Origin of the sequence: Streptomyces niveiscabiei (genome assembly GCF_033794345.1) — a bacterium.
Classification (GTDB): domain Bacteria; phylum Actinomycetota; class Actinomycetes; order Streptomycetales; family Streptomycetaceae; genus Streptomyces; species Streptomyces niveiscabiei.
In genome coordinates, this window is record NZ_JARAYJ010000038.1 from 1 (window position 1) to 12,371 (window position 12,371).

Annotated in this window: 11 protein-coding genes; 2 read left to right on the forward strand and 9 right to left on the reverse strand. The window is 69.7% G+C overall.

What is annotated here, in order from left to right; translation table 11 throughout:
- Positions 1-98: 98 nt before the first annotated feature.
- From PV682_RS35690 to PV682_RS35710, 5 genes are all read right to left on the reverse strand, one after another.
- The gene (locus PV682_RS35690) at positions 99-1,484 is read right to left on the reverse strand and encodes a cytochrome P450 family protein (RefSeq protein WP_319735907.1); all 1,386 of its coding nucleotides are present in this window, start codon (positions 1,482-1,484) and stop codon (positions 99-101) included.
- Between the two features lie 55 nt (positions 1,485-1,539).
- Entirely contained in the window at positions 1,540-3,783 is a 2,244-nt protein-coding gene (locus PV682_RS35695; RefSeq protein ID WP_319735908.1) for a HelD family protein, read from the reverse strand.
- 167 nt (positions 3,784-3,950) lie between these two features.
- Complete coding sequence (locus tag PV682_RS35700; RefSeq protein ID WP_319735909.1) at positions 3,951-4,700, reverse strand: hypothetical protein; 750 nt, start codon at positions 4,698-4,700, stop codon at positions 3,951-3,953.
- A gap of 381 nt (positions 4,701-5,081) precedes the next feature.
- Entirely contained in the window at positions 5,082-5,414 is a 333-nt protein-coding gene (locus PV682_RS35705) for a thioredoxin family protein (protein ID WP_319735910.1), read from the reverse strand.
- A complete protein-coding gene (locus PV682_RS35710; RefSeq protein ID WP_055723207.1) occupies positions 5,408-5,821 on the reverse strand; it encodes a MerR family transcriptional regulator in 414 nt (137 codons plus the stop codon). Before PV682_RS35710 ends, PV682_RS35705 begins: the two co-directional genes overlap by 7 nt.
- A 330-nt stretch (positions 5,822-6,151) precedes the next feature.
- On the opposite strand from PV682_RS35710, the gene PV682_RS35715 reads away from it, so the two are divergent.
- Positions 6,152-6,451 carry a hypothetical protein gene (locus PV682_RS35715; protein WP_319735911.1) on the forward strand — a complete coding sequence of 100 codons (300 nt, stop codon included), beginning with the start codon at positions 6,152-6,154 and terminating at the stop codon, positions 6,449-6,451.
- Between the two features lie 53 nt (positions 6,452-6,504).
- On the opposite strand, the gene PV682_RS35720 is transcribed toward PV682_RS35715, so the two are convergent.
- Together PV682_RS35720 and PV682_RS35725 are read right to left on the reverse strand one after the other, a co-directional pair.
- Positions 6,505-7,269, reverse strand: a complete 765-nt coding sequence (locus tag PV682_RS35720) for a DUF2127 domain-containing protein (protein WP_319735979.1) — start codon at positions 7,267-7,269, stop codon at positions 6,505-6,507.
- A 219-nt stretch (positions 7,270-7,488) separates the two neighbouring features.
- Entirely contained in the window at positions 7,489-8,154 is a 666-nt protein-coding gene (locus PV682_RS35725; protein WP_319735912.1) for a TetR/AcrR family transcriptional regulator, read from the reverse strand.
- Positions 8,155-8,290: 136 nt separating this feature from the next.
- Here PV682_RS35725 and PV682_RS35730 point away from each other — a divergent pair, with 136 nt between their 5' ends.
- The gene (locus tag PV682_RS35730; protein ID WP_319735913.1) at positions 8,291-9,994 is read left to right on the forward strand and encodes an MFS transporter; all 1,704 of its coding nucleotides are present in this window, start codon (positions 8,291-8,293) and stop codon (positions 9,992-9,994) included.
- 77 nt (positions 9,995-10,071) lie between these two features.
- Here the strand turns inward: PV682_RS35730 and PV682_RS35735 are convergent, their stop codons facing one another.
- Both PV682_RS35735 and PV682_RS35740 read right to left on the reverse strand, forming a co-directional pair.
- On the reverse strand, positions 10,072-10,674 hold the full coding sequence (locus PV682_RS35735; RefSeq protein WP_319735914.1) for a 2'-5' RNA ligase family protein: 603 nt from the start codon (positions 10,672-10,674) through the stop codon (positions 10,072-10,074).
- A 221-nt stretch (positions 10,675-10,895) separates the two neighbouring features.
- The gene (locus PV682_RS35740; RefSeq protein WP_319735915.1) at positions 10,896-12,323 is read right to left on the reverse strand and encodes a cation:dicarboxylate symporter family transporter; all 1,428 of its coding nucleotides are present in this window, start codon (positions 12,321-12,323) and stop codon (positions 10,896-10,898) included.
- Positions 12,324-12,371 lie beyond the last annotated feature (48 nt).

Here is a 12,371-nt window from a genome sequence, read left to right on the forward strand (position 1 = left end):
GACGGCACGTTCTTCGAACCTCAAGCCGTCCCCCAAGCCGCCTGAAACATCACCAATCAACCGACCCGCCCCTTGACGAAAGAGATAGGGGCACCCCCTCATCCCTCCTTCTTCGACCCGAACATCATCCGCCGCAACGCCCCCAGCAGCCCCTTGCCCTCGCCCCCGGCCTCCCGTACCGGCTCCACCCGCCGGGGTACCGCCCCCGGCGCCAGTTCGTACCGCACCGGCAGGACCCGCAGCCCCCGCACGACCGCGCCCGACCGCCAGGGCAACTGGTCGTGCGGGAGGGCGAGTTCGAGGGTGGCGAAGTGGTCGAAGAGCTTGCCGACGGCGGTGGTGACGATGAGCGTCCCCAACTCCCGGGCGGCGGTGGGGCATTGGTGGGGCCCGGCACCCCAGCCGAGGTGGGCCCGGGTGGAGACGGTCGACCCCACCATGTGCGAGGCCCCGATCGCGAGCAGATCCTGGTGCGCGGCGGCGGCGGACGGGCACACCACGTCGCCGGCCCGGATGAGATAGCTCCCGAGCCCCATGTCCCGCGCCGCGAACCGGAAGCACATGTTGGCGACCGGCGGATTGGCGAGGGCCGCCCGGTTCACGGTCTCCCCCAACTGCCCGGCGGACAGGCTGCGCCGGACGGTCGCGTTGCCCCGCAGCACTTCGAGGAGCGTGTTGAGGACCATGTTCCCGGTGATGTCGTTCAGGTAGACGGCGTGCATGAACAGCTCCCGCCCGAGCTGCTCGTCGCTCAACTCCGGGTCGGCGAGCAGGAGATAGGACGTGAGGTCGTCCCCGGGGCGGGCCCGGCGGTGCGCGGCGAGCCGCGTGAACGCGCCGAGCGCCCGCGCGGTGGCGACCCCGGCGTCGGGTCCGCCGTCGAGCATCCGCCAGAGGTCCATGACGAGTTCGTCGCCGAGGTCGACGGGGCAGCCGAACAGCTTGGTGGTGACCATGAGGAGCAGCGGCCGGGTGTACTGCGCCCCGAGGTCCACGTGCCCGGTCGCGCCGGACTCGGCGGCGAGCGTCGCGACGAGTTCGTCGGCGTACTTGGCGACCGCCGAGCGCAGTTCCCACCCCTCGGGGCTGCGCGCGTTCTGGAAGGGGCCGAGGGCGGTGTGCAGGACGCGGCGGGCCGCCTGGTGCTCCTCGTCGTCCATGAACATGGTCTGCCGTACCTCGTACCCGGCCAACAGGGGCCAGTCCGGTGGTAGTTCACCGTGCGCGCGGGCTCGCCAGTAGCGGACGTCGCGCCGCCACTGGCTCTCGTTGCGCAGCACCTCCAGGACGTCCCGGTAGTCCAGGACCAGCCACACCGGCACTCCCATGAGCCCGACGGGCGCGACGGAGCCGTACGTGCCGCGCAGCCGGGTGTAGACGGCGCCGGGGTCGGCGTCGAACTCGGAGGTGAGCAGCGGCTCGACGGCCAGGGATTCGAGGGTGGGGTGGTCGGCCGGTGGGGTGGGGTGCGCGGGGGTGTTCATAGTGCACACGCTTACCGCACCGGCCATGCACGCGCAGTGACGCTCACAGGAACTGTTACGCCGGTGTGATCCTTCGCGGCGCGAGCGTCTCGGCGAGCGCTCCCGGCAGCTCTTTGGTATGGACCACGCCGAGCCGTTGGGTGGCCCGGGTGAGGGCCACGTACAGGTCGCTGGTGCCGTACGCGCCGGGTTCGACGACGAGGACGGAGTCGAATTCGAGGCCCTTGGACTGCCGGGGGTCGAGCAGGACGACGGTCCGGGTGAGGTCGGGTTCCTCGCCTGCCGTCACCCCGTCGAGCCGGGCGGCGATCTCCTGGTGCAGGGCGCGCGGCGCGATCACCGCCAGCCTGCCCTCGGCCGGGGTGAGTTCGCCGACGGCCCGCGAGACGGCGGCCGTCAGGTCGTCGGTGTGCCAGGACCAGGGCCTGACTCCCGTCGCCCGTACGGACTTCGGCGGTTCGAAGTCGGGGCGTTCGGCGCGGACGACGGCCGCGGCGACGTCCATGATCTCGGCGGGCGTACGGTAGTTGACGCCGAGCCGGGCGTGTTCCCAGCGGTCCTCGACGTACGGTCCGAGGATGCCCTGCCAGGAGCCGACGCCGGCCGCCTCGGCGGTCTGCGCGGGGTCGCCGACCAGGGTCATCGACCTCGTCGGGCTGCGCCGCATGAGCAACCGCCAGGCCATCGGGGAGAGTTCCTGCGCCTCGTCGACGATGATGTGCCCGAACGCCCAGGTCCGGTCGGCCGCCGCGCGCTCGGCGGCGCTGCGGAAGTCCTCCTCCTCCTGCCGCTCGGCGAATCGCTCGGCGTCGATGATGTCGTGCGCCGACAGCACCTCGGAGTCCTCCTCGTCCTTGTCGTCGAACTCGTAGGTCCGGGACGCGTACGAGACGTCCAGCACGCCCTGCGCGTACGTGACCTGCTCCTCCCGTTCCCGCTCGGCCAGCTCCCGCGCCCGGCGTTCGTCCACGCCGAGGAGTTCGGCGAGTTCGTCGAGCAGGGGGACGTCCGCGACGGTCCAGGCCCGGGTGACGGGGCGGCGTACGGCGTCGGCGTCCTCGTCGGGGAGGTAGGCGTCGGGCTCGGCGAGGAAGTCGGCCAGGACCCGGCGCGGGGTGAGCAGGGGCCACAACCGCTCGATGGCGGACCAGACTTCGGGGTTCTCGGCGAGTTCGTCGCGGATCTGCGTGAGGTCGCTGGCGTCGAGGAGGCTGCTGCCGTCGTAGGGGTCGGTGCCGACGCGTTCGGCGTACATCTCGGTCAGCGTGTTGAGGATGTGGCCCTCGAAGTGCTCGCGGGCCACGTTGTGCGGGAGCCGGGCGGCGCGGGTGCGTTCGCGGGCGACCTTCACCAACCCGTCGTCCAGCATGAGGACTTCGCGGTCGTGGACGACGGCGATCACCGGGTCGGGCAGCGCCTGCCGGTCGCGGACGACGGCGGCGAGGACGTCGGCCATGGCCGGACTCCCCTTCACCGCAGCCGCCTTGGGGGTGTCGGTGGCCGTCGCCTTCACGCCGGGGTACAGCTCGCCGACCGTCGCGAGGAGCACGCCGGTCTCGCCGAGGGCGGGCAGGACCTCGCCGATGTAGCCGAGGAAGGCGGGGTTGGGGCCGACGATCAGGACGGCCCGCTTGGCGAGCAACTCCCGGTGCTCGTACAGGAGATAGGCCGCGCGGTGCAGGGCGACGGCGGTCTTGCCGGTGCCGGGGCCGCCCTCGACGACCAGGACGCCCCGGTGCGGGGCGCGGATGATCTCGTCCTGTTCGGCCTGGATGGTCTGCACGATGTCGTTCATCCGGCCGGTGCGGGCCGCGCCGAGCGCCGCGAGCAGGACGGCGTCGCCGGTCGGGTCCTCGTGGCCGGTGCGCTCGTGGTCGCCGAGGTCGAGGATCTCGTCGTGCAGCGCCGTCACCGTACGGCCGTCGGTCGTGATGTGCCGGCGGCGGCGCAGGCCCATCGGGGTGTGGCCGGTGGCGAGGTAGAAGGGGCGGGCGACGTCGGCGCGCCAGTCGATGAGGACGGGGGTGCGTTCGGCGTCGTCCAGCCGCAGCCCGATGCGGCCGATGTGGTGGACGTCACCCTTCGCGAGGTCGATCCGGCCGAAGCACAGCGAGCCGTCCACCGCGTTCAGCGCGGCCAGCAGGCCCGAGCGTTCGGCGACCAGGATGTCCCGCTCCAGCCTGGCCTGCATCGGGGTGTTGCCCTGTGCGAGGGCCGTCGTGACGGAGGTCTCGGCGTCACCGCGCAGCGCGTCCACCCGCACGTACAGCCCGTCGATGAATTCCTGTTCCGCGCGCATTTCACCGTCTTGAAAGTCGGTGTTTGACAATTCCACTCCCGGCCGGATATACTGTGCTCATCACGCTTCTTCTGCGCTTCCCCGAGGGAAGTCGCGAATCATTGAATATACGCCGAGAAAACCCCCGAGTGCAAACACTCGGGGGTTTTTCCGTGAGCGGTGTCGGGTCAGTCGTCCGCGTGCTCCGGGGTCGCGCTCAGGTCGGCGCCCTGCGTGTGGTCACCCTTCGCGACCCGCAGCGTCGTCGTCTTGGCGGACGGCGCCGGCTCCTCCGTCTCCGTCGGATGGCTGGGGCACATCGAGGAGCGCTCGGAGGCGTTCATCGGCCGGGTGTGGATGCTGACGGTCGAGTACTCCATCTGGTCCGGGTTGTACTGGGTGAGCGTCGGATAGGCGTACCACTCGAAGTGGCCGTGGCGGCGCTTCGGGTAATTGATGATCATCTTCCCGGAGACCCGCTGCATCGCGGGCGCCAGCGTCACCGTACCGATCGAGAACTTCGGGACCTCGGCGCTGACCTCCTCCGTCTCCGTCATCGAGTACGACCAGCTGTGCCCGTACGACGTCTGGATGGACGCGCTGAAGATCTTCGACAGGCCGGCCTCGACGCCCGCCGAGACACTGACGCTGTTCTCCTCGGTGCGCGACTCACTGGTCTGCCTGCCCATCGTGACCGGCGTCCCGCAGGCGTGCACGGTCGAGCCGATCTGCTTGGCGGGACCGGCGAACACCGTGCGCTTGTGGGGCTCGAAACGACACCGGTCGGCCTTGCCGAGGCCGTCCACGTCCTGCTCGCACGAGGTGAGCAGCGCCGACTGGTCGTACCAGTCCGCCGCGCTCGCGCTCTGGGCTCCGGTCAGCAGGGTGCCGACCACCGCGAGTCCGGTCGCCGCCGCGGTCGCGAACTTCAGTTTCACTTTACGGCCCTTCGTCTGTGGGGGGATAGGTGGGGGGAATGCGGAAAACAGCAACGCACGGCGAAGTGATTTCCTCCGGCGTTGCCCAACTCCAGGTATAAGATAGTTAAAGCAACTCCCCTTGCCAAGCGATCTACGCCAGGCCAACCACCCGTACACACAGGCACTTTGACGTCGACTCAGTCACGCACCATAAAGTGAAACTATCCCTTTTTAAGCGACTTCATGCAAAGGGCCTTTCCCGAGTGGGGGGATTCGTGGGGGGTGACACACACATCGGAATTCCCGTGGGAGGGCTCCCACGGCCGATGTGCTTGAAATGTATAGCTCCCCACCCGGGATGGCCAAGTAAAACCGACGCAAAGCCGCATCGTTCAATCTTTATGCACTCCTGAGCAGAAGGACGTCCGCCAACTCGGCCAGCAGCTTCCTCTTCGCCCGCGCCCCGACCATCGCTTTCACCGGTTCACCGTCGCGGAACACGATAAACGTCGGCATGGAAAGGACTTTGTACTTCTGCGTCGTCAACGGATGGGAATCGACGTCCAGTTGTACGACCTTGAGGCGCTCGCCCTCCTCCTCCGCCAGCGCCTTCAGCACCGGCTTCATCTGGTGGCACGGCGGACACCAGGACGCCGTGAACTCCACGAGCACCGGCAGCTCGGACCCGATCACCTCGTCCTCGAAATTCCCGTCCGTCACGTCGATCACCATTCCCGGCCTCCCCATTCGCATTCTGGATCCCTGTTTCCGGCGGCGAGCGCGTCCTTGGCCTCCTCGGCGCGCTTCAGCTGCCCGGCGACCTTCTCCCGGACGGCCCCCAACTCGCCGATCAGCGCGTCGAGTTCCGCCAGCTTGCGCCGGTACACGGCCAGCGACGCCGGACACGAATCCCCTTCCGGGTGCCCGGCCCGCAGACACTCCACAAAAGGCCGCGTCTCCTCCAGCTCGAACCCGAAGTCCCGCAGCGTACGGATCTGTTGAAGCAGCCGGACGTCCGACTCGTCGTACGCCCGATGCCCTTGCCCGTCCCGCCTCGCGGGCAGCAGTCCGCGTGCCTCGTAGTACCTGAGAGTTCGGGTCGTCGTACCCACGCGGGAGGCCAGCTCGCCGATTCGCATGGGTACGAACGTAGGGGTTGACGCGGACGTCAAGGCAAGCGGCGCGGGCGGGGTGGGCCGACATGCCTCGTCGAAACGGCGGCGAACCTGCCAAGTCGGGGCAGGTGGGGCGCACCGCGTCCGGAGGGCGGACGTCCGCTCCGACCGGGGCTTCGTCCTCGGCGGCAGGGCAGGCGCGCGCCGAAAATATCCCTGTTTGACACACTGTGAAATCTGATTGCCGTACCTGAGGTGTTCGCGCCATCCGCCCACGGGCGGGTGGGAACCGGCGATCCATGGACAGGCTCCCGGTGTGCCTCGCACGACCTCTCGCGACAAAGGAGACGCGACATGAGCATGATCCAGACCGGCAAGCTGGACCTGTCGTCGGACGACCCCGTCGAGACGAAGAGCGGCAACACCAGCACCTTCACCCGGGTCGACTTCCCCGCCCCGTTCCCGGCCGGTTCGGTCGTCATCGTGCAGACCACGGTGCAGACCTTCAACGGCGCGGACACTCCCGGCGTGCGCCTGGCCGACGTGAGCGAGACCGGCTTCCTCATCCGCATCAACGAACTCTTCGGTGAGGGCGTCAAGAGCAACGGCCTGCACGCCGCGGAGACGATCGGCTGGACCGCGTACACCGTCTGATCCGTCGTACGGCCGGCCCGCGGCCATCCCTGTCGGCGGCGGGCCGGCCCCCCTCAGGCCGGCACCCCCGCCGACTCCTCCACCTCCAGCAGCGACGCGCTCTGCCGCTCCTCCTCGAACGCCTCGCGCCCGCCCCGCAATCCGAACAGCCTCTTCGCGACGGCGATGTACAGCACCGCCAGCAGGTTCAGCACCAGCGTCGCGATCTTCAACCAGCTGACCCGCTCGGTGAGTTCGTAGATCTCAAGGGGCAGGAACGCGGCGGTCGCCACCACCGTCAGATACTCCGCCCACCGCTTCGCGTACCAGAGCCCGACCGCCTCGACGAGTTCGATCAGCGCGTAGGCGAGGAGCAGGGCGGCGACGAGGACGAGGGTGCTGTGCTTGTACCCGAACACCTTCTGGACGGAGCCGACGACCGGGGAATGGTCGAGGTCGTAGTGGAAGTGCCGGAAGACCGGCCGGAAGACGTCGAGGTACTCGTCGAACAGCCTCCGCACGGCGTCCTGGCTGTTGCTGAACTTCCACACGGCGACCGCGACCAGCACGATGAACACGCCCCGCACGGCCCGCTCCACCGCCAGGAACCGCAGAACGAACAGATCCCGCAACACCTTCCCCCGCGCCACCAGCGGCGCCTCGACCGCCGGCCCCCTCCCCTGCGGCTCCCCCAACGCGAAGTCCCCGCACCGCAGACACCGCCACGCGTCCCCGAGCGCGGTCACCGCCCGCAACCGCTCCGCGAACCGGCCCTCGTCGGGCGCGTACGTCACATGCCCCTTCCGCGCACACGTCCGCCGATCCCAGTCGACCTTCATCCCCCGCGCCTCCACGCTCTGCTTGTTCACGGGGCGGGACGCTAGTGGGCGCAGGTGAGAACTCGACGTGAGAACGGATGCTCCGTGCCGATCAGTGTCACCGTCTGGTGCCGGGGCAGCGTCTCCTGCGCGAGGAACCAGGCCGGCCGTCGGATACGAGTACGGCTTGGAGACCACACCGGACGCCTGGCGGAGGGCTCGTCGCGCTCGCCGTGTCCGTCAGGCGGCGATCTTCCCGACCACCCCCGCCGCCACCCCCGCCGGCACCCCCGAAGCCGTCAGGACGGTCACCGCCGCCGACCGCCCCGCCTCGCCCGCGTCGAGGTGCCCGTCGTTGACCGCCTCCATCAGCCCGAACAGGATCTGCTCGTGCACGTAGGCGAGCGCGGACGCGTTGAGCGGTGAGACGAACACTCCTTCGTCCAGGGCGAGTTGAATCGTCTGTACGGTCGTCTCGCGCAAGGGGCTGAGCCGCTCGCGGATGCCCTGCATGGTGACCGTCCGCTGCGCGAGCGCCACCAGCAGCCGGTAGCGGTCGGCGATCGTCCAGACGGCCAGCAGGGACCGGGCGCACGCCTCCAGCGGGTCGTCCACCCCCTCGTGCGCCCTGTCGTGCACCGCCGTCACCGACTCCACGGCGCCGTCGACGAGCGTCGCGATCAGCGCCTCGCGGCTCGGGAAGTGGCCGTACACGGTCCGCCGTACGACGCCTGCCGCGCGCGCGATCTGGTCCATCGAGGCGTCGGGGTCGCGCAGCAGTTCCGCGAGGGCGACGTCGAGGATGCGGCGGCGGTTGGCGTCGGCGCGGGTGCCTGCGGCGCCGGTGCGGGGGGTGTGGGTGTCGGCCGGGGTCGGTGGCGGGCTCGCGGGGGTCATGGCGGCCATTGTGCCTCTCTGTGATCTGCGCGGCAGTGTGCGGATCGAGTTGCACACTGCTGTGCAGTCGGGGTAACTTTCACAGTGTTGTGCAATTGCTCAGCGATGCGCAATCCCGTCCCGAGCTCTGAAGAAGGCGAACCCCGTGCGACTCGTCATGAACCAACCGGTCGAGGAGATGGAGCGGCCCTACGCGCGCCGCTGGTGGGCCCTCCTCGTGCTCTGCCTCAGCCTGCTGATCATCGTGATGGCCAACACGGCCCTCACGGTCGCCGCCCCCGACATGACCCGTGACCTGGGACTTTCCAGCGCCGACCTGCAATGGGTGATCGACGGCTACACCGTCCCGTACGCCGCCCTGATGCTCGTACTCGGCGCGATCGGCGACAAGTACAGCCGGCGCGGCGCCCTCGTCCTCGGCCTCGTGATCTTCGGCGGCGGCGCGGTGTTCGGGAACGTCGCGGACTCCCCGGGAACCGTCATCGCGGCCCGCGCGATCATGGGCGTGGGCGCCGCCATGATCATGCCGGCCACGCTCTCACTGCTCGCGGCGACCTTCCCGCGCGCCGAACGCGCCAAGGCGATCACCCTCTGGACGGCCACGGCGGGCCTCGCCATCGCCGCCGGGCCCCTCGTCGCGGGCGCCCTCCTGGAGCACCACGGCTGGGCCTCGACGTTCCTCATCAACGTCCCCATCGCCGCGCTCGCCATCGTCGGCGCCCTCGCCCTGGTCCCGCCGTCCAAGGCGGGCGGCAAGGGCCGTATCGACTACGTCGGCGGCCTGCTGTCCGTCGTCTGGATCGCCGCGCTCATCTACATGATCATCGAGGGGCCGCACTTCGGCTGGCACGCGAAGGCGATCACGGCCGCGGTCGTGGCGGTGGCGGGCCTTTTCGCCTTCGTCGTCTGGGAGTTGCGTACGCCGCACCCCATCGTGGACGTCCGCCGCTTCAAGAACCGCCGCTTCGCCGGGTCCAACCTCGCCGTCGCGCTCTTCTTCCTCGCGGTCTTCGGCGCCTTCTACTACCTCACCCAGCACCTCCAATTCGTCCTGGGCTACGACGCGTTCGACACCGGCGTCCGCATGCTGCCGCTGGCCGGCGCGGTGTTCGCCGGCTCGGCCCTCACCGCCGTCTTCACCCCGCGCCTCGGCATGAAGTGGACGGTCGGAGCGGGCATGCTGGGCGGTACGACGGCCCTCGCGCTGCTGACTCAGGTCAACTCCTCTTCCACGTACGGGGACTTGGTCGCGCCCCTCGTCATTCTCGGCCTCGCGATCGGCCTCGCGCTCTCCCCCTGCACCGACGCCATCATGGGCGCCTTCCCCGAGTCCGAACTCGGCGTCGGGGGCGCGGTCAACGACACGTCCCTCGAACTCGGCGGCTCCCTCGGCATCGCCGTCCTCGGTTCCCTGCTGGCGACTTCGTACTCCGACCACCTGTCGACGGCCGCGAAGGGCAGCGGCGTACCGGCCGACGCCCTTGCCACGGCCCAGGATTCGGTGGGCGCGGGGTACGCCGTCGCGCAGGGCGTCGCCGAGCAGGCCCAGCAGCTCGCGGCGCGGGCCGCCCACGCCACCGACCCTCAGCAGGCAGCGCAGTTGAAGGCCCAGGCGGGTGAACTCGCGCACGGGGCGCGGCAGATGGCGGACGCGGTGGGGTCGTCCTTCTCGGACGCGGTGGCGCACACGAGCCTGATCGGGGCGGTGATCCTCGGGGTGGGGACGGTGGTGGTGACGTTGCTGCTGCCGCGTAAGGGGAGTGAGGGCGCCGGCGAGGAGGCCGTTGTGGAAACGGTTGCTGAAACTCCCGCCGAGGTCGAGGAGCCCGCCGCCAGCGGGACACGCTGACCCTCGGGCCGATCCGACGTGCCGCTTCCCACCGGAGGGGAGCGGCACGTCTCTTCCGTCCGGCGCGGCGTCCGGGCTCAGGCGAGCGGTACTTCGGCGTACGTCTCCCACTCGTACATCCGATGATCTCGGTGCAGGACGATCAACTCGGCGCTGGAGATGTGCGCTTGTGCGGGAGTGGGCTCGAAGCCGGCGAGGGAGCGGGAGACCGGCTCCGCCGGCCCGTCACCGGCGCTGTAGGCCACGGAGACGTGCGGGGCGAACCCGGCCTGCTTCTCGGGGACTTCGGGGAGAACGTCCCCGATCGCGGCCCGGACGGAGTCCCGGACAGCGCGGACCGGGCCGTCGGGTCGGACCGGCAGGAGCACGGCTTCCGGGTCCAGGACGGCCGAACCGATCCGGACGTCGAAGGCAGGGACGCGGGCGAGGTGGCCACGGGCCGCCGCGACGACGGCACGGACGTCCCTCTCGTCGACCTCGTCGGTGAAGCCGATGCCCTGCATGGTCAGGTGAAGCCATCGGTCGGGAATCGGAGTGAGGGCGTCTCCACAGGGGGCGAGGGCCGTTCGGTACTGCCGGGCGAGACGGTGTACGTCGGTCTGTCCCGCGAAGGTCAGGTGCCAGGTGTAGAAGCGGCGCCCGACGGTCCAACCGGGGCGCCACCACCAGTGGTCGCGCATGCTCTCGGTCTCGGCTGCCCTGCCCCGGATTCCATCACGCGGCGCCGTCGTCGCGGGAGAGGGCGAGATGCCGTACGGCACAGCGACCTCATGCAGAAACCCCGGACCTGGGTGGTCCGGGGTTTCTGTGTTCCAGCTACCGGGTGTCCGGCCCCGGTTCAGGCGGGGCCGGGCACCCGGGGTCTCGGAGGCAGGGGGTACGCCCCGGCCTCAGCGGGCGTTCACGCCTTGGCGAGTTCCTTCTCGCCGGAGGCCGCCGGGTGCTCGTCGGTCTCGTCGTCCGGGACGACCGAGGCGTGGTCGTCGAGGAGGGTCTTCTCGTCGAAGGGGAGGCCGCCCGCGAGGACCTGGCGGACGCGGTCCTTGTCGATCTCCTTGGTCCAGGTGCCGATGAGGACCGTGGCGACGGCGTTGCCCGCGAAGTTCGTGAGGGCGCGGGCCTCGCTCATGAAGCGGTCGATGCCGACGATGAGGCCCATGCCGTCGACGAGGGCCGGCTTGTGGGACTGGAGGCCGCCCGCGAGGGTCGCGAGACCGGCGCCGGTGACGCCCGCCGCGCCCTTGGAGGCGACGAACAGGAAGAGCAGCAGCGGGATCTGCTCGCTGACGGCCATCGGCGTACCCATGGCGTCGGCGATGAACAGGGACGCCATGGTCATGTAGATCATGGTGCCGTCGAGGTTGAAGGAGTAACCGGTCGGAACGGTGATGCCGACGACCGGCTTGCTGACGCCCAGGTGCTCCATCTTCGCGATGAGCCGCGGCAGCGCCGACTCGGAGGAGGAGGTGGACAGGATCAGCAGGAACTCGCGACCCAGGTACTTGAAGAGGGAGAAGATGTTGAGGCCGGTGACGATCTTCAGGATCGTACCGAGGACGACGAAGACGAAGAGGAAGCAGGTGATGTAGAAGCCGACCATCAGGACGGCGAGGCTCTTCAGCGCGTCGACACCGGCCGAACCGGTGACGGCGGCCATCGCGCCGAACGCGCCGACCGGGGCGGCCCACATGATCATCGCGAGGACGCGGAAGACGAGGCGCTGGATGTGCTCGACGCCGCGCAGGACCGGCTGGCCGGCCTTCCCCATCGCCTGGAGGGCGAAACCGCACAGCAGGGCGACGAAGAGGGTCTGGAGGACCTCGCCCTCGGTGAACGCGGAGACGATCGTCTTGGGGATGATCCCGAGCAGGAACTCGGTGGTGTCCTTGGCCTCCGCCGACACCTGCGACTGGCCGGACTCCCGGACCGCCTCGGTGATGTGCAGACCGCTGCCGGGCTCCAGGATGTTGCCGACGACCAGGCCGATGGCCAGCGCCGCGAACGACATGACCACGAAGTAGCCGAGCGCGATCCCGCCGACCGCGCCGACCTTGGCGGCCTTGCGGACGGACCCGATGCCCAGCACGATCGTGCAGAAGATGATCGGCGAGATCATCATCTTGATCAGGTTGACGAACCCGGTCCCGATCGGCTTCAGCTCGACGGCGAAGTCGGGGGCGATCAGACCGACGGCGATACCGAGGGCGACCGCCGCGATCACGGCGATGTAGAGATAGTGGGTGCGGTCCCGCTTCGCAGCGGGAGCGGCAGGTGCCGTATCGGGGGTGCTGGCGGCCACGGCTGCCCTCCTTGACGTCTTCGTCGGCATCACACCGGCGTGCGGCTCACGGTCCGGGGAGATAAGGGAATGCGGTGA

Bases quoted from the DNA above. Each gene is read 5' to 3' on its own strand.
- PV682_RS35735 (WP_319735914.1), bottom strand. From the start codon at position 10,674: ATGCGCGACCACTGGTGGTGGCGCCCCGGTTGGACCGTCGGGCGCCGC.
- PV682_RS35715 (WP_319735911.1), top strand. From the start codon at position 6,152: ATGAGCATGATCCAGACCGGCAAGCTGGACCTGTCGTCGGACGACCCC.
- PV682_RS35705 (WP_319735910.1), bottom strand. From the start codon at position 5,414: ATGGTGATCGACGTGACGGACGGGAATTTCGAGGACGAGGTGATCGGG.
- PV682_RS35695 (WP_319735908.1), bottom strand. From the start codon at position 3,783: ATGCGCGCGGAACAGGAATTCATCGACGGGCTGTACGTGCGGGTGGAC.
- PV682_RS35740 (WP_319735915.1), bottom strand. From the start codon at position 12,323: ATGCCGACGAAGACGTCAAGGAGGGCAGCCGTGGCCGCCAGCACCCCC.
- PV682_RS35725 (WP_319735912.1), bottom strand. From the start codon at position 8,154: ATGGCCGCCATGACCCCCGCGAGCCCGCCACCGACCCCGGCCGACACC.
- PV682_RS35710 (WP_055723207.1), bottom strand. From the start codon at position 5,821: ATGCGAATCGGCGAGCTGGCCTCCCGCGTGGGTACGACGACCCGAACT.
- PV682_RS35690 (WP_319735907.1), bottom strand. From the start codon at position 1,484: ATGAACACCCCCGCGCACCCCACCCCACCGGCCGACCACCCCACCCTC.
- PV682_RS35720 (WP_319735979.1), bottom strand. From the start codon at position 7,269: ATGAAGGTCGACTGGGATCGGCGGACGTGTGCGCGGAAGGGGCATGTG.